The organism is Nocardia sp. SYP-A9097, from assembly GCF_009649815.1.
Taxonomy (GTDB): domain Bacteria; phylum Actinomycetota; class Actinomycetes; order Mycobacteriales; family Mycobacteriaceae; genus Nocardia.
Window position 1 is genome coordinate 266,035 of the sequence record NZ_WJIC01000009.1, and the last position, 20,603, is coordinate 286,637.

16 protein-coding genes and 1 pseudogene are annotated in these 20,603 nt (G+C 66.4%); 6 read left to right on the forward strand and 11 right to left on the reverse strand.

Annotated features, from left to right (window positions below):
• Positions 1-59 precede the first annotated feature (59 nt).
• On the forward strand, positions 60-977 hold the full coding sequence (locus GFY24_RS20600) for a triacylglycerol lipase (RefSeq protein WP_153806680.1): 918 nt from the start codon (positions 60-62) through the stop codon (positions 975-977).
• A 40-nt stretch (positions 978-1,017) separates the two neighbouring features.
• Here the strand turns inward: GFY24_RS20600 and GFY24_RS20605 are convergent, their stop codons facing one another.
• Together GFY24_RS20605 and GFY24_RS20610 are read right to left on the reverse strand one after the other, a co-directional pair.
• Positions 1,018-3,528, reverse strand: coding sequence for an arylsulfatase (locus GFY24_RS20605; RefSeq protein WP_228566475.1), 2,511 nt, complete (start codon positions 3,526-3,528; stop codon positions 1,018-1,020).
• 88 nt (positions 3,529-3,616) lie between these two features.
• Positions 3,617-4,546 (reverse strand): formylglycine-generating enzyme family protein, encoded by a 930-nt coding sequence (locus GFY24_RS20610; RefSeq protein WP_228566476.1) that lies wholly within the window; start codon positions 4,544-4,546, stop codon positions 3,617-3,619.
• Positions 4,547-4,628: 82 nt separating this feature from the next.
• On the opposite strand from GFY24_RS20610, the gene GFY24_RS43380 reads away from it, so the two are divergent.
• Positions 4,629-5,234 (forward strand): GNAT family N-acetyltransferase, encoded by a 606-nt coding sequence (locus GFY24_RS43380; protein WP_153806681.1) that lies wholly within the window; start codon positions 4,629-4,631, stop codon positions 5,232-5,234.
• A gap of 16 nt (positions 5,235-5,250) precedes the next feature.
• Here GFY24_RS43380 and GFY24_RS20620 read toward each other — a convergent pair whose 3' ends face one another.
• The 3 genes from GFY24_RS20620 to GFY24_RS20630 form a co-directional block, all read right to left on the reverse strand.
• On the reverse strand, positions 5,251-7,869 hold the full coding sequence (locus tag GFY24_RS20620) for a DNA translocase FtsK (RefSeq protein ID WP_153806682.1): 2,619 nt from the start codon (positions 7,867-7,869) through the stop codon (positions 5,251-5,253).
• A 146-nt stretch (positions 7,870-8,015) separates the two neighbouring features.
• Complete coding sequence (locus tag GFY24_RS20625; RefSeq protein WP_153806683.1) at positions 8,016-10,976, reverse strand: AfsR/SARP family transcriptional regulator; 2,961 nt, start codon at positions 10,974-10,976, stop codon at positions 8,016-8,018.
• 127 nt (positions 10,977-11,103) lie between these two features.
• A complete protein-coding gene (locus GFY24_RS20630; protein ID WP_153806684.1) occupies positions 11,104-11,721 on the reverse strand; it encodes a TIGR03085 family metal-binding protein in 618 nt (205 codons plus the stop codon).
• 128 nt (positions 11,722-11,849) lie between these two features.
• Here GFY24_RS20630 and GFY24_RS20635 point away from each other — a divergent pair, with 128 nt between their 5' ends.
• The gene (locus GFY24_RS20635) at positions 11,850-12,257 is read left to right on the forward strand and encodes a DUF4189 domain-containing protein (RefSeq protein ID WP_194852950.1); all 408 of its coding nucleotides are present in this window, start codon (positions 11,850-11,852) and stop codon (positions 12,255-12,257) included.
• 24 nt (positions 12,258-12,281) lie between these two features.
• Entirely contained in the window at positions 12,282-12,842 is a 561-nt protein-coding gene (locus GFY24_RS20640; protein WP_153806686.1) for a hypothetical protein, read from the forward strand.
• Between the two features lie 209 nt (positions 12,843-13,051).
• On the opposite strand, the gene GFY24_RS20645 is transcribed toward GFY24_RS20640, so the two are convergent.
• Together GFY24_RS20645 and dapA are read right to left on the reverse strand one after the other, a co-directional pair.
• Entirely contained in the window at positions 13,052-15,154 is a 2,103-nt protein-coding gene (locus tag GFY24_RS20645) for a ribonuclease J (RefSeq protein WP_153806687.1), read from the reverse strand.
• Positions 15,151-16,059 carry a 4-hydroxy-tetrahydrodipicolinate synthase gene (dapA, locus tag GFY24_RS20650; protein WP_153806688.1) on the reverse strand — a complete coding sequence of 303 codons (909 nt, stop codon included), beginning with the start codon at positions 16,057-16,059 and terminating at the stop codon, positions 15,151-15,153. Before dapA ends, GFY24_RS20645 begins: the two co-directional genes overlap by 4 nt.
• 145 nt (positions 16,060-16,204) lie before the next feature.
• Here dapA and GFY24_RS20655 point away from each other — a divergent pair, with 145 nt between their 5' ends.
• Positions 16,205-16,693 (forward strand): hypothetical protein, encoded by a 489-nt coding sequence (locus GFY24_RS20655; RefSeq protein ID WP_153806689.1) that lies wholly within the window; start codon positions 16,205-16,207, stop codon positions 16,691-16,693.
• A gap of 8 nt (positions 16,694-16,701) precedes the next feature.
• On the opposite strand, the gene GFY24_RS20660 is transcribed toward GFY24_RS20655, so the two are convergent.
• The 3 genes from GFY24_RS20660 to GFY24_RS20670 are packed head-to-tail and all read right to left on the reverse strand — an operon-like array spanning position 16,702 to position 19,689.
• Positions 16,702-17,745 carry a hypothetical protein gene (locus GFY24_RS20660; RefSeq protein WP_153806690.1) on the reverse strand — a complete coding sequence of 348 codons (1,044 nt, stop codon included), beginning with the start codon at positions 17,743-17,745 and terminating at the stop codon, positions 16,702-16,704.
• Positions 17,732-19,024, reverse strand: coding sequence for a sensor histidine kinase (locus tag GFY24_RS20665; protein ID WP_153806691.1), 1,293 nt, complete (start codon positions 19,022-19,024; stop codon positions 17,732-17,734). The genes GFY24_RS20660 and GFY24_RS20665 overlap by 14 nt, the downstream gene beginning before the upstream one ends.
• Entirely contained in the window at positions 19,021-19,689 is a 669-nt protein-coding gene (locus tag GFY24_RS20670; protein WP_309231094.1) for a response regulator transcription factor, read from the reverse strand. The genes GFY24_RS20665 and GFY24_RS20670 overlap by 4 nt, the downstream gene beginning before the upstream one ends.
• Positions 19,690-19,831: 142 nt before the next feature.
• Here GFY24_RS20670 and GFY24_RS20675 point away from each other — a divergent pair, with 142 nt between their 5' ends.
• Positions 19,832-20,230: a hypothetical protein gene (locus GFY24_RS20675; RefSeq protein WP_153806692.1), complete on the forward strand. Its 399-nt coding sequence runs from the start codon at positions 19,832-19,834 to the stop codon at positions 20,228-20,230.
• A gap of 8 nt (positions 20,231-20,238) precedes the next feature.
• Here GFY24_RS20675 and GFY24_RS20680 read toward each other — a convergent pair.
• Positions 20,239-20,603 (reverse strand): annotated as a pseudogene (locus GFY24_RS20680) (acetyl-coenzyme A synthetase); the annotation flags it as partial.

The following is a 20,603-nucleotide window of genomic DNA, read 5'->3' on the forward strand; positions in this document are numbered from 1 at the left end:
GATGTGCGACGAGATCCCTACGCTGCCTGTGATCGACGCCATCCAAGCAAAGAGGCAGTATGTGCGCAGCAGTCGTAAGCAAGGATTCCACTTCAACTCCTCTCGGGGTGCGCCGACAGCTTGGAACGGATATCGCACAACGGGTTTCGGTCTCGATGCGGCGGGCCGGGCTGGCCACCGCGGCGGCGGTGATGGCGCTTACCGGACTCGCGGTGGCCGCTCCGGCCCCGGCGAGTGCCGCTGAGCCCGGCACCATCACACCCTGCACGCCGTCCGCGGCGCATCCGCGACCGGTGATCCTGATTCACGGCACCATGTCCATGGCGGAATCGTGGAAGTCGTTGGCCGCCAAGCTTTCCGACAACGGATACTGCTCGTACTCGCTGACCTTCGGAACCGCGCCGGGAATGCCGATGGGTGGCGTCGCACCCATCGCCGACTCCGCAGTCGAGGTCGCCGGCTTCATCGAGCGTGTGCGAACGGCGACGGGCGCGACCACGGTGGATCTGGTCGGCCATTCCCAGGGCGGCTCCATCGCGGAGTACTACGCCAAGAATCTGGGCCACGCCGCCACCGTGCATTCGGAGATCCTGCTCTCCCCCGTCACCCACGGCACCACCATGTCCGGCCTGGTCAATCTGGTGAGTCAGGTTCCGCTGCTTCGGGATATCGTCAACTCCGTGGTACTGCCGCTCTTCTGCGGCGCCTGCGTCGACCTGCAAACCGGATCGAACTTCATGCGCGGGCTGAACAACGGTCCGATCGCCCAGCCCGGGGTCCGCTACGCGGTACTGGCGTCCCGCGATGACTTCATCGCCACCCCGGCCGGACCCGCCTCCTTCATCACCGAGCCCGGAGTCACCAACCAATACATCCAGGACCTGCACCCGGGCTCGGTAGACCACATAGGGATCGTCAGCAACCCGGCCGCGATCGGTTGGGTCATCGACCAACTCGCCGCAGCCGAGCACAGCTGAGGCGTATCCAGGACGCCGATGCCGGTCGAGCTGGGAACGCCTAGTTGGTCTCCATCGTGGCGGCGGCGTCCTTCTGCAGGTCGGTGAAGGATTTACTGCTGGTGTCGATCGTGACGCTCGCTATGGTGCCACCGGTGAAGGTGCCGGGGGTTCGATATTGGTGGGACACCGCGTCGCCGCTGTCGAATCCGACGCATAATCCATCTCCGGTGAGAGAGAAATTGCCGCTCTGGGCACGCATGGCATTCTTGTTGACCGGTTGGCCATCCACGTAAAGGGTTGTGGTGCCCAGGGATTCACCGTGTTGCCCGGCGTTCTCACGGGTGAATTCCATACCGAGGGTGTGTTTGCCCGGTGTCAGCGGCGGGGATACGAAGTCCTGCTCCGGCGCGATGCCGAGGAAGTTGTAGACATAGTGCAGGGCACCGTCCTTGACGAACAGGGTGTGCCCGCCGAATCTGGAGCCGTGCGCGAAGAGGACTCCCTGTGCCTCCGGCGTGATTTCGACGGTGGCGAGGACCTTGTAGGACTTACCGCGGATATTGACCGCGACACTCTCCGGAACCGGCGCGGCGTCGGGGTAGTAGACGTAGTGGTCCCGAGGCGGTTCGGACTGCGGGCGCTCGGTACCGATCAGGTCCACCGCGGAACGATCATCCAACGGCAGCACGAAATTGTCCTTGGCCTCCTCGTTCCACGTGTCGATCAGTTCCTGGAGTTTGTCGGGATGCTCGGCGGCGAGATTCTTGGATTCGGAACGATCCTCATCGACGTGGTACAGCTCCCACTTGTCATCACCGAAGTGGCCCTTATTGCTGAGCGGCGCATGCAGGACGGAGGCTTTCCAGCCGTCCACCCACATACCGCGGGTGCCCAACATGGCGTAGTACTGGCGCTTTTTGGTGGTAGCGGCGCCCGCGTCGTTGAAGCTGTATCGCATCGAAACACCATTGAGCGGATACTGTTTAATGCCACGGTATTCCTCCGGCATCGACACTCCGGCCACGTCGAGAATGGTCGGCACGATATCCGTCGCGTGGTGGTACTGGTGCCGTATCTGTCCTTTGTCCTTGATTCCCTTGGGCCAGTGGACAACCAGCGGGTCGCAGGTTCCGCCGGAGAACTGCGAGTAGCGCTTGAACATCTGGAACGGTGTGGAAAACGCTGCGGCCCAACCGGTCGGGTAGTGGTTGTAGGTGTCGGGGGTGCCCAATCGGTCGAGATAACGCATGTTCTCGGCGAGGTCGTCCGGGTAGCCGTTGAAGAATTTGTTCTCGTTGACCGAACCGTTCGGGGTTCCTTCGCCGGAGGCTCCGTTGTCGGCACAGTAGAAAATCACGGTATTGTCCATTTGGCCGGTCTGTTCCAGGAAGTCGACAATCCGCCCGACCTGCGCGTCGGTGTACTCGGAGAATCCCGCGAACACCTCGGCCATCCGCGAGAACAACCGCTTCTCATCGGGATTGAGAGAATTCCACGGCCGCACGGCATCCGCCGGGTTTGCCATATCCGCGGGCATCGGGTTCAGCGGAGTCAGGGCAGTGCCTTTCGGCATCACACCCTTGTCGATCATGCGGGCCAGCACCCAGTCCCGATACGCCTCATAGCCGTCGTCGAACTTGCCCTTGTACTTGTCGGCGTATTCGGTCGGTCCCTGGTGCGGTGCATGATTGGCCCCCGGACAAAACCACATGTACCAGGGCTTGGACGGATTGGTGGACCGCTGGTCACGCAGCATCCGAATAGCGTTGTCGGCGAGGTCTTTCGACAGGTGGTAGCCCTGCTCCGGGCTGTAGGGCTGTTCGATGAACCTGTTGTCCTCCACCAGGTCCGGGTACCACTGACTGGTTTCGCCGCCGAGGAATCCGTAGAAGCGGTCGAAGCCTTTCGACAGTGGCCACTCCGATTTCGCGCCACCGCTGGAGACATCCTCCACGGGCACATTGTGATTCTTGCCCAACCAGAATGTGCTGTAGCCATTGCTCTGCAGTACTTGTCCGACCGTCATGCACTCCGCGGGCAGACGGCCTGCCGCACCGGGATATCCGGTGGTGCCCTCGGTAATCGACGCGAAACGGTTCACATGATGATTGCGGCCGGTCAGCATGCAGGACCGAGTGGGCGAACACAATGCTGCGGTATGCCACTGGGTGTACATGAGGCCGTTGTCGGCGAGCCGCTGCATGACCGGCATTTCGATCCGGCCGCCGTAGGGCGACCACGACGCCAAGCCGGTGTCGTCGTAGAGCACCACCAGGACATTGGGCGCGCCCTCGGGGGCCTTCTTGACTTCGAAGGGACCCCAGTCGGGCGTGGAGTCACGCACATCGAGTTCGACCTTGCCGTCGAACCCGTCATCGATCCCGGTGCCGTATCCGGGCGGACCGTCGCTCTTGGAGTCGCCGCACGCGGCGATCAGCGGGATCGCTGCGGCTCCCATGCCCGCGGCCGCGAAGCCGCCCAGCATCGACCGCCTGGAAAACCCGCCCCGCTTGGAGTGCTGATCGGACCCGGAATGCTCGGAAGAGGACTGCTCGTCATCGACACCCATTGAGGCAGACTATGCAGTCGCATTTGCTCTTCCGCAGAATGTTGCCGAGTTGATAGCAAATCTCCCGTTACGGCGAATCGCAATGCGATCAGTCGCGCGAAACGCAGCGGAACCCGATATGGCAGGTGGCGGTGTCCTCGGATTGACTCTGCCTGGCGGCGGGGCGGTACCGCAGGCAATAGTTCGGCGCGCACAGATACGACCCGCCCTTGATCACCCGGCGCTCGAACCGCTCACCATCGGCTATCGCGTCCGGATTGTTGCTCGGCGCGCAGCACGAGCCCGCCGGTTTTCGATGATCGGGGCGAAAGTGATCAGTGGTCCATTCCCACACATTGCCGGCCACATCGAACAACCCGTACCCGTTGGGTGGATAGGTGCCGACCTTGGTCGTGCCCGGCTGTCCGGTTTGGCCTTTGCCGGGCAGGAACTCCCACGGGAACCGGCCCATCCAGGTGTTGGCCATCCGCCTGCCGCGCGGCGCGAATTCCTCACCCCACGAAAAAGTTGCCGCATTCAGACCGCCGCGGGCGGCGAACTCCCACTGTGCTTCGCTCGGCAGGGTTTTGCCCGCCCACCCGGCATACGCGACGGCGTCGGCATACGAAACCTGGGTCACCGGGTGCCGGGTGCGCCCATCCAGATTCGTGCCCGGCCCACCGGGATGGCGCCAGCTCGCCCCCGGGACATAACTCCACCACCGCCGCCAATCATCAAGGGGCACCGGGCCACTCGTGCGACGGAACACCAGTGCGCCCGGCACCAGCTCCGCGGGATCGGCTCCGGGGAAGTCAGCCGGGTCGAGTTCCCGCTCGGCCACCGTCACATACCCGGTCTCGCGAACGAACCGGCGAAACGCCGCATTCGTCACCGGGTGAATATCGATCCAGAACGGCTCGACCGACACCTCGCATACGGGCTGCTCCTCGGGAAAGAAATCCAGCGAACCCATCGCGAACTCACCGCCCCGAACCAGCGTCATATCCTTGCGCGCCGCCGCCGCACCACCCGTGACCATCCCAGCCTCCTGCCCGGTAACCAGCACCCCAGCTCGAGTCTCGCGCAGTAACGAGTAAATCCGCTGCATTAGCATCACGCGGGTGGGAGTTTCGCGTGGGACGGTGCGGTATGGGAGTCCGGGGGATATTCCGGTGGTGAGCCGGGTGTTGGGGCGGGCGCTGGCGGATGATCCGTTGATGCCGTGGTTGTATCCGAAGATCAAGTCACGGGCGGCGAAGGCGCAGCGGGGGTTCGAGTCGCAGGCTTGGCTGGCTTATTCGCTGAGCAATGGGATCGAGGTCGCGGTGGATGGGGCCGGGGTGGTGGCGGGGTGTGCGCTGTGGTTCGGGTCGCATCAGGTGGCGAATATGACCGTCACCGATCACGTGCGGAGTTGGCGGCTCAACGGCTGGCGTAGCCGGCCGCCGACGCTGTACTCGCAGATGCATTCCGCCGCGCAGATCGCCGAGCACCATTGGCATTTGAATGCGATCGGCACGCGGGCGGATATGCGCGGCCGCGGGTTCGGGCGGGATTTGGTGGAGTCGGGGCTGGCGCGGTGTCATGCCGACGGGCTGCCCGCCCATTTGGAGACCACTGCGCCCGAGAATGTTTCGTTCTACGAGCAGTTCGGATTCGAAGTCACCAGCGTGCTCGATGAGCCGCGAGTCGGCCCGCGGACCTGGCTGATGCGGTATCAGCCGTAGTCGCGCGGGCCGGGCCTCAGTCGTCGGAGTCTGTTGAATCCGAGTCCGGGGGTGTGCCGTCGCCGCCTCGGATGGTCCACAGCAGGCCGTCGAGTTCGTCCGGTTTGATGAGGACGTCTCGGGCTTTGGAGCCTTCCGAGGGGCCGACCACTCCCCTGGTCTCCATCAGGTCCATGAGGCGGCCGGCCTTGGCGAAGCCGACTCGGAGTTTGCGTTGCAGCATTGAGGTGGAACCGAATTGGGAGGTGACGACCAGTTCGGTGGCTTGCAGCAGGAGGTCGAGATCGTCGCCGATGTCGGCGTCGACGTCCTTCTTCTCGCCGGGCTTGGCGGCGGTGATGCCCTCTTGGTAGTCGGGCTCGGCTTGGGTTTTGGCGAAATCGACTACGGCTTGGATTTCCTCATCGGAGATGAAGGCACCCTGGAGACGGGTCGGCTTGCTGGCGCCCATGGGGAGGAACAGGCCGTCGCCCATGCCGATGAGTTTTTCCGCGCCGGGCTGGTCGAGGATTACTCGGGAGTCGGTCAAAGATGAAGTGGCGAAGGCCAATCGGGACGGCACGTTGGTCTTGATCAAGCCGGTGACCACGTCGACGGAGGGGCGCTGGGTGGCCAGGACCAGGTGAATGCCCGCGGCACGGGCCTTTTGGGTGATGCGGACGATGGCGTCCTCCACATCGCGGGGCGCGGTCATCATGAGGTCGGCGAGCTCGTCGACGATCGCCAGGATGTACGGGTACGGCCGGTAGACGCGTTCACTGCCGAGCGGAGTGGTGATCTGGCCGGACTTGACCTTGCGGTTGAAGTCGTCGATATGGCGAACCTTGTTGGCCTGCATGTCCTGATACCGCTGCTCCATCTCCTCCACCAGCCAGGCCAGCGCGGCGGCGGCCTTCTTCGGCTGGGTGATGATGGGGGTGATCAGATGCGGAATGCCCTCGTACGGTGTGAGTTCCACCATTTTGGGGTCGATGAGGATCATGCGGACCTCATCGGGGGTCGCCCGGTGCAGCAGCGAAATCAGCATGGAGTTCACGAAACTGGACTTACCGGAGCCGGTGGAGCCCGCCACCAGCAGGTGCGGCATCTTCGCCAGGTTCGCCGACAGGTACTCGCCCTCGATGTTCTTGCCCAGGCCGATCACCAAGGGGTGGTGGTCATTTCGGGTCGAGGGCGCCTTGAGCACATCGGCCAGGCGCACCAATTCCCTATCGGCATTGGGGACTTCGATACCGACCGCCGACTTGCCCGGAATAGGCGCGAGCAGGCGCACATTCTCGGTCGCCACCGCGTAGGCGATATTGCGGGCCAGCGCGGTGATCTTCTCGACCTTCACACCGGGACCGAGCTCCACCTCGTAGCGGGTAACCGTCGGGCCCCGCACGAAACCCGTTACGGCGGCATCGATTTTGAACTGGACCAGTACCTCGGTAATGGCCTCGATCATGGATTCGTTTGCGGCGCTGCGCTTCTTGGGCGGTTCGCCATCGGTGAGCAGGGACAGCGGTGGCAGGTTGTAGTCGCCGTCCACCTCCCGCTCGGTGACGAACTCCAACTGCTGCGGCGGCGGAGGCGGCGGGGTCTGGTCGACGACCTTCGGCGGAGCCTTGCGCGGCTTGGCTTTCGGCTTCTCCTCGGCCGCGATCTCCTTGGCGTCCTGCAGCGGCGGCTCACCGATGATCTCGGTGACCGCGTCCGAACCGCCGAACTCGTCGGGCGGATAGTTCTCCGCCGGGCTGCGACCGCGACGACGCGACTTCACACCCTCATGGCGCGGGAAACCGTCCTCGTCATAGTCGGCGGGATCGTAGAGGCCGGGTTCGTCGGAGTAGCTTTCGTACTCGTCACCGCGACTATCGGTGCCGAAGATCTCGCGGAGCGCGTCCGGGACCTCGCGCACGGTGGTGCCGGTGAGCAGCAGCAGCCCGAATCCGATGGCCAGCAACAGCAGTGGCACCGCCAGCCAGCCACTGAGACCGTCCCGCAGCGGACCGCCCATGACATAGCCGACGAATCCGGCCCCATGTGCGCGACCATGCGAATCCGTCGGCGCACCCGACGCCAGATGCCACAGGCCCAGCACCGGAAGCCCGGTCAGCAAGCCGCCCAGCACAAGTCGCGGCCGAATCTCCGGATGTGCCTCGGTGCGCATGAGAATCACCGCGATACCGATGGTCACGAACGGCAATGCCGCCGAAGCGGATCCGGCGATCGCGCGAACCGCGGCATCGACCCCGTGCCCGACCGGCCCGCCCGCCGACAACCACACCGCCGCCGCGATGATGATCCCGAAACCGACCAGCCCCAGCGCGATTCCGTCGCGCCGATGCCCGTGCTCGATCTCCCCCGCCCGGCTCAAGGCCCGTGTACTCGCGCCGAGCCCGCGCGCCAGCATGTTCCAGCCTCTGCTCACACTGCGGGTGACCACCGCCAGCGGAGCGGTATCGGATCTGCGCCGCGGCGCGGGCCGCCGGGCCGGAGCGGGGCGTTTGGGGCTGCGAACGCGACCGGCGGACGCGGTGCGACCGCCCGCGGCGGCACGCGGAGTACGCGCCCGGGATCGTGCAGGAGTCTGCCCCCGCGTCGATCCCGCTCGCGAACGTGACGTTGCGGTACCGCGGGACTTACCTGGCATGACCCCCAGGCTAGCCGTAAACGCACCACCCGGACCATCCGCAACACTCGACCCACCCACAACAACCATGTGGGATAGGCAACGTCAATGGCCGCCCCGGGCCTCATGCCGGCACCTGAGTCACCTGGGGACGGCGACGGATCAGGTCAACTGGCGGCGGGGACCGCTTCCTGTCTGGCGGGGAGTGGGGTGGGGGTCGCGACGGCGCCCCAGCGGGTCAGGGCTTGCTCGAAGTCGGGGATCTGGGTGGCGGCGGTGCGATAGCACTCGGCGGCATCGACATTGCGGCCCATGCGGCGCAGGGCCGTATAGCGGACCAGCAGGTTGTAGGTGTGCAGGACGTCCAGGTGGTGCGAGTCGCGGGTGGCTTCGGCGCGTTCGGCGTGCTCGGCGGCCTGCGGGAGACGGCCCGCGCTGAAGTGCACCAGGGCGGCGCGGGAGTGGACGGCGGATTCGAAACGGGTGGACCCGGCGCGGCGGGCGGCACGCAGGGCGGCGTCGAACAGGTGCGTGCCGAGTTCGGCCTCACCCTGTTTGCTGATGATCGCGGCGGCTTCGGTCAAGGCCCACATGACATTCCGGCGCGCGCCCGGGTGACTGTCACACACGACCGCGCGCGCGGCCGCGGCCAGCGAGTCGCGATCGCGTCCGGCGGCCGAATACGCCCGGGAGAGCGCCGAATACGCCACGCGCACGCATTCCGGGCTGGAGCCGAACCGGTAGAGGCGCAGTGCGGTGGCGAAGTGGCCGACCGCGCTCATGGGATCCTGCCGATGCATACCGAGCATGCCCGCGAAGATATGCGAGGTGCCGGCGACCCACGGTTCGGTCTCGGCGTCGACGTCCTCGGAGAGCCTGCGCACATGCTCCGCGGCGCGCTCGGGTTCACCGAATTCCGAGACCAGTGCGAAGACCAGAGCCAACCGGGCGCGACTGGCGGAGACCCGATTACCGTCGGTCTCGCAGACCCGGATCAACTCTTCGAGCGCCTTCTCGATATCGACGGTGGCATCGCTGGCGAGCATGGTCTCGGCCACCGCCAACGCCAGATCCGCGGCCACCACCCGATGCTCGCGCGTACCCGCGGTCGCCAGCCGGTACAGCGCGATCAGATTGCGGCGCTCCACATTCAGGAAATCGCGCGTGGTATCGAGACCGGCGAGCCGGGTGCCCGGATGCCCGGTCGGGGCCAGCCCGAGCCGCAACCCCGGATGCCGAACGCGCAGCACGGTTTTCATGGTCGCCAGGTAGTAATCGAGCAGCCGCGCGGTGGCATCCACCGCGGTATCGGCGCGCTGGCCTGCGAGCGGAAGTTCGGCGGCCGCCACCGCGGACCCGAGCGGGCGCTCTCCCACCGGCGAATGCGCGCGCTGGAAACCGCTGGCGTACAACCGCATCAGGTCGTGATAGTGGTAGCGACCACGGCCGACGCTTTCGAGCATGCCGCGGTCGACGAGCTCCTCACACAGGTCTTCGGCGAGGGATTCGGTGGTGTCCAGCACCGCGGCGGTGGCGGCCAGGGGCAGGTCGGGAAGTTCGGCGACGGCGAGCAGTCGGAAGGCACGCGCGGCCTCGACCGGAAGTTGCTCGTATCCGGCACGGAAGGCCGCCGTCAGCGCCAGGTCCCCGGCCCGGAAACGGTCCAGGTCATGGCGTTCGGCGGCGAGCCGGTCGGCCTCGGAGATGATTGTCCACTGCGGCCGGGCCGCAACCCGGGCCGCCACAATCCGCACCGCCATGGGCAGCCGCCCGCACAACTCGACAATCCGCCGGGTGGATTCGGCCTCGGCGGCCACCCGCGCCGATCCGACAATGCGGGCGAAAAGCGCGGCCGCCTCATCGGTTTCGAGCACCTTCAGCGCGGCCTGACGCACCCCGGGCAACGCGGTCAACGGCCGCCGGGCCGTCACCAGCACCGCGCACCCGGACTCGCCGGGCAGCAGCGGCATGACCTGCGCTGCGTCACAGGCATTGTCGAGTACCAGCAGCATGCGCCGCCCACTGACCACGGACCGGAACTGTGCCGCCCGCTCGGCCACTCCGGCGGGCACCTCCCGCTGCGGCACATTCAACGCGCGCAGGAACGCGCCCAGCACATGTTCGGGTTCGGCCGGATCCGTGCCCGCGCCGTGCAGGTCGACATAGAGCTGCCCATCCGGGTACCGGTCGCGAATCCGGTGTGCCACATGCAGAGCCAGCGCGGTCTTACCGACCCCGCCCATTCCGGAGATCGCGACAATCGGGGTGACGGCGTCACCGAGCACCGCGCACAGCTCGCGCACCAATTCCTGGCGACCGGTGAAATCGGCTGTATCCGGCGGCAATTGCGCCGGTTTCGGCGTGGCGGCATTGGCTGTCTCGACGGGAAGTTCGTCGACGAGGATCTGCCGATGCAGCTCCAATAGCGCCGGACCGGGTTCGATCCCCTGTTCGGAGACGAGCAGTCGCCGAATCCGCTGATACTCCTCCAGCGCCTCGGTGCGACGACCCGCGCGATAGAGCGCGGTCATCATGAGCCCGCGCAGCCGCTCACTGTGCGGATCACCGGTGATCAGCGCCTCCAGGTCGGCGACGGCGCGCGAATGATCGCCACGCAGCACGGTGATCTCGATGAGGTCCTCGCGCAGCACATGTCGCAGCCGCCGCAGTCGCGCCCGCTCGGCTCCGGCCCACGGACCCGGCACCCCGCTGAGCGGATCACCCCGCCACTGCCGCAGCAGTCCCCGCAGCGCGGCGTCGGCCTGCTCCAATTGCCCTTGCGCGCGGGCCTTCTCGGCTTCGGCGCGGCAGCGGTCGATGCGGTCGAGATCCAATTCGAGCAGACCTTCGAGCCGATACCCTCGCGACTCCGAGGAGAGTCGCACCGTGCCCGGTTCGGTCGCCAAATGCTTGCGTAATGCCCACGCGTAATTACGCAGCGCGCCGACCGCGGAGGAGGGCCGGTCCGCGCCCCAGATGCCGTCGACCAATTCCTCGATCGAGACCGTGCGCCCGCGGGCGAAGGCGAGCATGACCAGGGCGGCCTGCTGCTTGGGTGGCATGGTCGGGGTGGGGACACCATCCGACACCAACTCGACCGGTCCGAGAACCGCCAGTTGCCAAGACATTGCCTACCACCTCATCACACCACGGGCTTCTGCCGATCACAGAAATTACCGATCGACGCGTGATCGTTTCATGACCGGCGGTCCCGTTGCCACTCGGTCTGGGATCTCCGTCCCAGGTGGCGGGAGGTCAGACGCTGCGATCGAGGGCGTGCACGGCCTCCACATCGGCGGGTTCGCCGGTGGCCTCCAGCCGCACGGCATTTCGGCCGAAAGCGTGGAAGAGCAGTTCGGAAGGCTTGCCCGCCAACACCACGGTGCGATCCCCTTTTTGGTGCGCGATGGTGCGCCGGCCGTCCGGCGTCGCGAGCGCGACGGTAACCGTCGATTTGCGATATGCCATGCGCGCCAAGCCCGTCAGCACTTTCCAGACCCGGTCCTCATCGGCGGCGGCGAGTTCGCGTGGCTCCCAACCGGGTTCGGCGCGGCGCACGTCCTCATGGTGGACATACATTTCGGTGAGGTTCATCAGCGAGTCGACCGGGCGCAGGAACCACGGCGGGCCGCCCGCTATCTTGGCGAGCAGCTCCGGGAAGGGGCGTTGCGCCACCTTGTGCTGCACCCGGTCGAGGTAGGGGGCGAAGGGCTTCAGCATGATGCCGGGGGCGGCGTCGGGGCGGGATTCGCGAACGATCAAGTGCGCGGCCAGATCTCGCACCGTCCACGTACCGCACAGGGTGGGCGCGTCCGGACCGGCGGCGGTCATGGTCTGCACCAGGGCCTGGCGTTCGCGTTGGGCCATACTCATAAAGGCAACCCTAACCGGATGGCGGGCGCATTGCATGGCGCCTCCGAGATGCACCGCCGCGAAGCGGGTTGGCGTCGGCGAATCCGGGTCGGTAGCTTGATCACTCGGTCCATAGGGGAATGGATCCCATGTACAAGAAGGGCAACACCTTGAAAAAGATCGTCAGTGGCGCCGCCGTGATGGTCGCGGCCGTCGGCTCCCTGCTGGTGGGCACCGCGGCTCCGGCTGGGGCCTATACCGACAATTTCGGCGCCATCGCACTGTCGCCGTCGACCGGTCGGATCGGCTACTCCTACGACTACTCCGACCGCGATTCGGCGAAGGACGGCGCGATGCAGTCGTGCACCTTCGACGACTGCCGGGTCGTGGCCAGCTTCGCGAACGGTTGCGGTGCGGTTGCCTACTCCCGTCGTGCCGGTCTCTACACCTATGGTGCGGCGTACTCGCGCTCCACGGCGCGCACGCAGGCGCTGAATCGGAACAGCTCCGACGCCACCATCATTCACTGGAACTGCACCACGGGCTACGAGCTCTAATATTCCATTCAGGGGAGAAATTCGTTGAAGCACAGCATCTTCCGCGCCACCGCCGCCATGGCGCTGGCCGCGACGGCGTTCGGACTGGTCGCCTGCAGCAGCAGTGAGACCAAATCGGACAGCCCGGCCACCACCACGAGTGCGGCCGCGTCCAACAACAAGTTCCAGGGCACCACCGACGACACCAAGGAGACCGGCGCACCGCCGTCCACCACCCCGGCGCCCGATCTGCCCAAGCCGACCGTCGCCGAGCTGAACGACAAGCTCACCAAGGCGTTCGATCCGGCCATCGACGCCAAGACCAAGATCAACTGGATCGAAAACGCCGGCCAGGACCCGCAATTGGTCGCCAAGCTGGTCGACGCCGCCAAGAAGAACGACGTCAAGGTCGAGATCACCAACGTCCCCGACCCGGTCGCCGGGAAGATCAAGGCCGACGCCAAGGTCACCATCGGTGGCTCCCCCGTCGACAAGGCCACCGTCTCCTTCGTCGCCGACGGCAACGACTGGAAGGTCGACCACGCCTTCGCCTGCAGCATTGTGAAGGCCGCCAAGCTCGATTCGGCTGCCTGCCAGGACAACTAAGTAACGCTTGCGGTTCCGCCCCGACAGCCGGTCTGTCGGGGCGGATTTGTTTGCAGCGCGAGGGTTGTCGAGGCCCGCATGCCGACCATGCCCGAATTCAATGTTTAAATGCGCATATTTCAATGTAAGTATGTTAGTAGGCGAATGCAAAAGAGCCCGGCAGCACCAGCTGCCGGGCTCTCTTACGTTGTGGCTCTTGGCTATTCGGCTCAGACACCCATGACGGTCGGAACGATCATCGGACGGCGGCGGTACTTGTCCGCCACCCACTTGCCGACCACGCGGCGCACGCTCTGGGCGATGCGGTGGGTGTCGGTGACACCCTCGCTGGCCAGGCGACGGAGTTCGGCCTCGACGAGTTCGTGCGCGTCGACGAGGGCATCCGGGTCATCGGAGAAGCCACGGCCGGTGACGTCCGGTGCGCTGATGGCCTTTCCTGTGGTGGAGTCGACGGCGACGGTGATGGAGATGAAGCCGCCCTCCCCCAGCACGAGGCGATCCGAGAGGGTGGACTCACCGACGTCACCGACGGAGAGGCCGTCCACGTACACCTGACCGACCGGCACGCGACCGGTGATGCTGGCGATACCGTCCACCAGGTCCACCACGACGCCGTTCTCGGCGAGCATGACGCGCTCTTCCGGAACACCGGTCGCCACCGCGAGCGCGGCATTGGCGCGCAGGTGCCGCCATTCGCCGTGCACGGGCATGGCATTGGTGGGTCGCACCGCGTTGTACAGGTACAGCAGCTCACCGGCCGAAGCATGCCCGGAGACATGGACTTTCGCGTTCTGCTGGGTGATGACGGTCGCGCCGATCCGGGTCAGCCCGTTCACCACGGTGAAGACGGCGTTCTCATTACCGGGGATCAGCGAGGACGCCAGCACGACGAGATCATCGGGGCGGATATTGATCTGCCGGTGATCGCCGCGCGCCATCCGCGACAGCGCCGACAGCGGTTCGCCCTGCGAGCCGGTCGAGATGAGCACCAGCTTGTGCACCGGCAGATTCGCCGCCTGATCGATATCCACGACCAGACCGTCCGGCACATTCAGGTAGCCGAGGTCCTGCGCGATCTGCATATTGCGGACCATGGAGCGCCCGACGAAGCAGATGCGGCGGTCGTAGCGCTGGGCCACCTCCACCACCTGCTGGATGCGGTGCACGTGAGAGGCGAAGGAGGCCACGATGACTCGGCCCTTGGCCTTGCCGATCACATTGTCCAGCACCGGGCCGATCTCACGCTCGGGCGTGACGAATCCGGGCACCTCGGCATTGGTGGAGTCCACCAGGAACAGGTCGACACCCTCATCACCTAGGCGCGAGAAACCCGCGAGGTCGGTGAGGCGGCCGTCCAGGGGCAGCTGATCCAGCTTGATATCGCCGGTGTGCAGCACCATGCCGGCGGGTGTGCGCACCGCGACGGCGATGGCATCCGGGATCGAGTGGTTGACCGCGAAGTACTCGCAATCGAACGACCCGTGCTGGGTGCGCTGACCCTCGGTGACCTCGATCAGCTTGGGCTGCAACCGATGCTCACGGCACTTGGCCGCCACCAGCGCGAGGGTGAACTTCGCACTGATAACCGGAATGTCGCGCCGCAGACGCAGCAGGAACGGCACCGCGCCGATGTGATCCTCATGCCCGTGCGTGAGGATGACGGCCTCGACATCCTCGATGCGATCCTCGATGGGACCGAAGTCGGGCAGGATCAGGTCGACGCCGGGCTGCTGGTCCTCGGGGAACAGCACGCCGCAGTCGATGATGAGCAGCTTGCCGTTGTACTCGAAAACGGTCATATTGCGGCCGATTTCACCGATGCCGCCGAGCGCGAATACGCGCAGGCCGCCCTTGGCGAGCTTCGGCGGCGGGTTCAGCTTCTGCCGCTCGACGCGCGGCTGCGCGGTGGTCTCGGAGCGGTCGCTGCGGCCGCCACCCTGGCGAGAACGCCCGCCCGGCTTGCGATTCCGCTCACCCTGACGCGAACGCGGCGCGGACTCGTCCTGCCGGGCCCGTGCGGGCGCGGCGGTCTCTGCCTTGGCCGGTGCGGCCTCGGCGACGGCACCGTTGCGCGCACCCCGGGCACTGCCACTGCGGCCGCGTGCGCGAGTCTCCTGCGGTGCGGCGCTTTCAGCGGCGGGCGCTACGCCCTGATCACCGGCGGTCTTGGGCTCGGCGGCAGCAGCGCTCGCGCCGCCGGCCTTGGATTCCACCGCCTTCGGCTGTGCGGCAACGGTTTCCGGCACCGGAGCCGGAGCCCCGGCGGCGCGGGATGCGGTGCGACGCGGTCGACGTCCCTCGGGGCTGCTCATGCAAGCACCCCCGCGGCTCGCAGATCAACCGCGAGTTCCGCGAGCTGCTCGCTGGTGGGCATGATTTGTGGCAAACGTGGCTCCCCTGTTTCGACCCCGAGCAGCCGCAGCGCGCCCTTGGTCATGGCGACTCCACCCAGGCGGGCCATGGCCCGGTTGAGCGGAATCATGCTGACATTGATTTCACGAGCCCGCTGCACGTCACCGGCCGCGTAAGCGGTGGCGAGCGCACGCAGACGATCGGGCACCAGATGCCCGATGACGCTGATGAATCCGGTGGCGCCGACGGACAACCAGGGCAGGTTGAGGCCGTCGTCGCCGGAGTAGAAGGACAGTCCGGTCTCGGCGATCAGCTCAGCGCCCGCGTTCAGGTCGCCCTTGGCGTCCTTCACCGCGACGATGCGCGGGTGCTCGGCGAGCCGCCGAATGGTGTCCGGTGCGATGGCCACGACCGAGCGCGGCGGAATGTCGTACAGCGTGACCGGCAGGTCGGTGCTGTCCGCGATGGCGGTGAAGTGCGCGATCAACCCGTCCTGGGTGGGACGCGAGTAGTACGGGGTGACGACGAGCAGCCCGTGCGCGCCCGCGCGCTGGGCGGCGCGTGCCAGCTCGATGCTGTGGGCGGTGTCGTAGGTGCCCACACCGGCGATAACGGTGGCGCGATCACCGACCGAGTCGACGACGGCGTGCAGCAGATCGAACTTCTCGGACTCGGTGGTGGTGGGCGATTCGCCGGTGGTTCCGGAGATCGCGAGCAGGTCGACACCGCCGTCGACCAGGCGAGCGGCGAGCGCTGCACCGGCATCGACATCGAGCTTGCCTTCGGCGGTAAAGGGGGTCACCATCGCGACACCGACTGTGCCGGACGCGCGCAGCTCGATTCGCGTCGATTCACCGTTCGTCATAGCCAGAAGGCTACCCGGTCATCGAAACACCTTTTGCATCGTTATACCCGAACCGGCCGGGCGGCGACGGTGATTCGCCTCGCCCACCCTCGGTGACGCCAGATGTTTCCTTGCGTGACGTCATTCTTGACAGCACACTGGTGTCATGAACCTCGATAAGTACACCGCCCAGCTGCGCGAGAACCTCATAGCGGCCGCCGCACTCGGCGATGAGAAGACACAATCCACCGCGGCGGCACTGGCGGCAGCCACCGAGAATTCGGCCAGATTGGTACTGCTCGCGGCACTCTCCGAACTTGCGAACGAGGTGAGCGCGGCCGTCGGCGATCGCACCGTGCACATCTCGATCGACGGCACCGACGCGCATGTCGATGTACGCAAGGCCGCGGCCGCCGAGGAAGAACACCAGCCCACCTTCGAGGAGATGACCGGCGATATCAGCCGCGTCACCCTGCGCCTGGTCGAACAGATCAAATCCCGCGCCGAGGAAGCCGCGGCCCAGAGCGGCCAATCCCTCAACTCCTGGATGGCCACCGCCGTCCAAGGCGCACTCCGCGACCAGATGAAGAAGGGCGGCCCGGGCCGCTGGGACATGCCCCGCGAGCCGCGCGAACCCAAGAACCCCGAGGAGTGAGCCCCTCGTCAGTCGGTGACGCAGACCTTGCCGTCCGTATCTATCTCGGTCCGCCGATCTTGATCGGGCGCGTACGCGAGCACGGTGGCGAGCACGCTACGCCCGAGGGGCAGTACTCGCACCGTCACCGATCCGGCATTGGCCGCATCCAATTCCCTTGTGGCGGCATCGATTACCCGCCGACGCACCCACTCGGGAACCCCCGCGAAACCGCCGTCGTCCAGCAGTACGACCTCCACGCCCCGAGTACGCGCACCGCGCGCCGCGCCACTGAGTTCATCGGTGACCAGCTGTGGCGCGCGCAGCCCGTCGCGAAGTTCGGCCTCGAGCAGCCGGCACTCTTCCCGTTCTGCCGCAGTGAGTTCCGCGCCATCGGCAATGCGCTCGAGGATCGGCCGCGCCACCCGATCCAGCCGCGAGAGCTGCCGCGTCCGCTCACCGTCGGCGGCTGCCATGGTGGCCTCGGCGGCGGCGCGAATCATGGCGTCCTCACGCAACAGCAGCAGCGAACGCTGCATGGGCCGCATGACCGCCGCGAATACCGAGATGGCCGCCACGGTCCCGATCGGCACGAGAGTGCCTACGACAGTGCGTGATTCGAGTTGATCGCCGAGCCCGGCCAGCAGAATCACGCCGGCGACGGCCGCGACACCGGCCCATGCCAGCCGCGCCCGGCCGCGTAGTATCAGCACAGTCAATACATATGACGACGCGAACGCCGACCACACCGATTGATGCGCCCGATCCGGTGAGGGCAATAGAACGGTCAGCGCGGTCGCCAATGGTCCCGCCGCCGCCGCGTACAGGGACACCGGCAATGGCAGCGGATCCACCGGCATGACGATCACCAGCGCACCCGCGCTCAAGATGATCATCATGCTGAGCAGCGCCGCCCACTGCGGCGATTCACCGAAATTGCGCAGCATGTACAGCCCGATGGTGGCTTCCAGAATGAGCAGGAAGAGCCAGGCGGTGCGCCCGCGCAGGCCGAGCAGATCGCGCAATCCGAAGCGCGCGTCCAATTCGGCTACGTGGTAATCAACGGGAACCATCGCCACCCCACACCAGTGTCACGGTCGTGCCCTCCCCCGGCTGTGACTCGACGAACGCGGAGCCACCGGCCAGTTGGCGCATGCGCCCGAGAATGCTCATGGAGATACCGAGCCGGTCGGCGGAGACCCGTGCCAGGTCGAAACCCGCTCCGTCATCGGTGAATACGATGCGGATACTGCCCGCGCTGACGGTCGCGGTGACGATTCGCCGCACATCGCGTCCGGCTATCTGGGCGTGCCGCAGGCTATTGCGCACCGCCTCGGTGAGCGCGGCGGCAATGGTGCTGGCGGAGTGCACCGGCATGCGCAGATCGTCGTAGCCGGGCCAGGTGCGGGTGGCGAAGCGAATGCCCGGATTCACCTCGTGCACGGCGGCGCGCAGGAACAGTACGGCCGAGCGGGCGTCCAGGAGATCGGGATCGCGGTCGTTGCCCCGGCATTCGTCGAGTTGTTCGAGGGTGCGTTCGGCTTGCCGGCGCAGTACCGAGGATTGGGTGCCGGCGCGGGACGCCTCGAGCAGGGTGGAGAGCACGGCATCGTGGATGAGCGCGGCGAACCGCGCGCGTTCGCGGTCCCGGCCCTGCGCGGCCGCCGCGGCAGCCGCGCGGCGACTGGCGATGGCCGACTCCCGGTCGACTCTGGCGGCGGCTCCGGTGGCCGCGGTACCGCACCAGACGAACAGTGCCGCCAATCCCGCTGCGCGCAGGAAGTTTTCGACCACACCGAGCGAGGTGACGGTGCTGACCGTGTACACCGAGGCCAGCGCCGCCGAGGTGGAGGCGATCAGCAGATAGCTGACCGCCCAGCGCGCGGGCCAGGCCAGCACGCCCGCCGTCACCGCCAGCGCGGTGACCCGATACGGCCATACCGTGCTGGCGTCCACCGAGTGCACATCCAGCGCGAATGGAATGGTGGCGAACGCGCCGAGGAAACTCAGTGCGGCACAACCGGAGACAATGCGAATGGCACGCGGACCGGCCAGCGCGGAGACCACCGCGAGCACCGGATACCAGCCGAAGGCCAGTATTACGGCGGTGATCGTCCACCAGGTCGCGGCGACCCGCCCCTGTTCGGCGATCTCCGGTAATTCCATGCCGCCCACAATGATTCCGGCGACACCGACCGAGATGCCGAGCCGACGCATAATGCGGTCGTAGGCGGCGGTGGCCGGATCCTCCTGCGGCACGGTCAATCCGCCCCGCAGTCGCTGTATGAACCCGGTGAAGGCGGACATCGAAGGCGTCGCGGGCGGGGAGTCCAGCGTGCCCGACGCGGTCATGCGCGCGGGTGCCGCTCGGGCACGGGCAACCATCCGTCCTCGACGGCCCGCTTGTAGAGATCGGTTTTCGTCGGGGCCGGACGGCCCGCGTCGGCATACTTCTGCCGGATACGGCCGAGGTAGTCATTGACGGTCTGTTCGGACAAACTGGTCATGCGCGCGACCCGGGAAGCCTTCTCACCCGAGGCGTACAGCTGCAACACCTGCTGCTGCCGCGGGCTCAAGCCGACATTGGACAGCTGCGGATCACCGTCGATGGCGGCGGCCCAATCCGTGGTCACCACCTGTTCGCCCTGGGCGGCGCGGCGCACCGCGGCCACCACGGTCGGCACATCCTCGGATTTGCGGACCACCCCGAGCACACCCGCCCGCGCGGCCTCGCGTACCAGGAACGGATTGTCCGCACCGGTGAACACCAGCACCTCGGCACCATGCTCACGCAGGGCCCGCACATTGTCGTCCGGTGAGGATCCGTCGGCCAGCCGCAGATCCAATACCACCAGGTCCAGCCGCGGTTTCGCCGACAACAACTCGGCCACTGTGCCCGCGGTGATCACCAACTCCAGATCGGCCTGCGGGGCCAGCATGGCCGCCAGCCCGATCGCCACCGACTCATGATCCTCGACCAGCCCGATACGGCGTATCCCCGATTCCTGCGCCTCCACGGCCGACCCTCACCTCTTCCCACAACCGAATATTCGTATCGAGTATGACGGCAACGGCACCGGATTCGTCAGCCACCAGAATTCGGGGGGACCCGGGCGCGGTCACGATCTCGCCGGATGAGCTGACCGTACGCTCATCGGTATGAGCGAGAGATCAGAACTACCACGCTCCGGGCGGGGTACCGCGCCGGCGCTGTCGGCATTTCTATTCGGAATGGGGACATTGCATTTCGTGGCGCCGAAACCATTCGATGCCTTGATTCCAACGCAGCTGCCGGGATCCGCACGGGTATACACGCTCGGGTCCGGAGCCGCCGAACTCGCGGTGGCCACGGCTATCGCGGTACCACGGACTCGGCGGCTGGGCGGACTGCTCGCCATGCTGCTGTTTCTCGGCGTATTTCCCGGCAATGTGAAGATGGCCGCCGATTGGGTGGGCAGCAATAAGCCGCTGCCTATGAAGGCCGGGGCCATTCTTCGTCTGCCGCTGCAGATTCCGCTGATTCTGGTGGCGCGGAAGGTTTACCGGCAGGCTGTCTGAACCTGCGATCAGCGACGGGTGATCGCCTCGAATACCTTGGGGTCGACCAGGGTTGAGGTGTCACCCAGTTCGCGGCCCTCGGCCACATCGCGGAGTAGGCGGCGCATGATCTTGCCCGAACGGGTCTTCGGGAGTTCGGGGACGATGTGGATCTCGCGGGGGCGGGCGATGGGTGAGATCTCGCGGGACACTTCGGCTTTCAGGTCTTTGATGAGAGTGTCGCCGGTGTTCTCGGCTTCGCCGGTGAGGATTACGAAGGCGACAATGCCCTGGCCGGTGGTCTCATCCGAGGCGCCGACCACGGCCGCCTCGGCGACACCGGAGTGACCGACGAGCGCGGACTCGACCTCGGCGGTGGAGATGCGGTGGCCCG

What these genes read in the sequence shown, in the direction of transcription:
- GFY24_RS20600 (WP_153806680.1), top strand. Translation starts at nt 60, where the DNA reads ATGTGCGCAGCAGTCGTAAGCAAGGATTCCACTTCAACTCCTCTCGGG.
- GFY24_RS20605 (WP_228566475.1), bottom strand. Translation starts at nt 3,528, where the DNA reads ATGGGTGTCGATGACGAGCAGTCCTCTTCCGAGCATTCCGGGTCCGAT.
- GFY24_RS20610 (WP_228566476.1), bottom strand. Translation starts at nt 4,546, where the DNA reads ATGGTCACGGGTGGTGCGGCGGCGGCGCGCAAGGATATGACGCTGGTT.
- GFY24_RS20620 (WP_153806682.1), bottom strand. Translation starts at nt 7,869, where the DNA reads ATGCCAGGTAAGTCCCGCGGTACCGCAACGTCACGTTCGCGAGCGGGA.
- GFY24_RS20625 (WP_153806683.1), bottom strand. Translation starts at nt 10,976, where the DNA reads ATGTCTTGGCAACTGGCGGTTCTCGGACCGGTCGAGTTGGTGTCGGAT.
- GFY24_RS20630 (WP_153806684.1), bottom strand. Translation starts at nt 11,721, where the DNA reads ATGAGTATGGCCCAACGCGAACGCCAGGCCCTGGTGCAGACCATGACC.
- GFY24_RS20635 (WP_194852950.1), top strand. Translation starts at nt 11,850, where the DNA reads ATGTACAAGAAGGGCAACACCTTGAAAAAGATCGTCAGTGGCGCCGCC.
- GFY24_RS20645 (WP_153806687.1), bottom strand. Translation starts at nt 15,154, where the DNA reads ATGAGCAGCCCCGAGGGACGTCGACCGCGTCGCACCGCATCCCGCGCC.
- dapA (WP_153806688.1), bottom strand. Translation starts at nt 16,059, where the DNA reads ATGACGAACGGTGAATCGACGCGAATCGAGCTGCGCGCGTCCGGCACA.
- GFY24_RS20655 (WP_153806689.1), top strand. Translation starts at nt 16,205, where the DNA reads ATGAACCTCGATAAGTACACCGCCCAGCTGCGCGAGAACCTCATAGCG.
- GFY24_RS20660 (WP_153806690.1), bottom strand. Translation starts at nt 17,745, where the DNA reads ATGGTTCCCGTTGATTACCACGTAGCCGAATTGGACGCGCGCTTCGGA.
- GFY24_RS20665 (WP_153806691.1), bottom strand. Translation starts at nt 19,024, where the DNA reads ATGACCGCGTCGGGCACGCTGGACTCCCCGCCCGCGACGCCTTCGATG.
- GFY24_RS20675 (WP_153806692.1), top strand. Translation starts at nt 19,832, where the DNA reads ATGAGCGAGAGATCAGAACTACCACGCTCCGGGCGGGGTACCGCGCCG.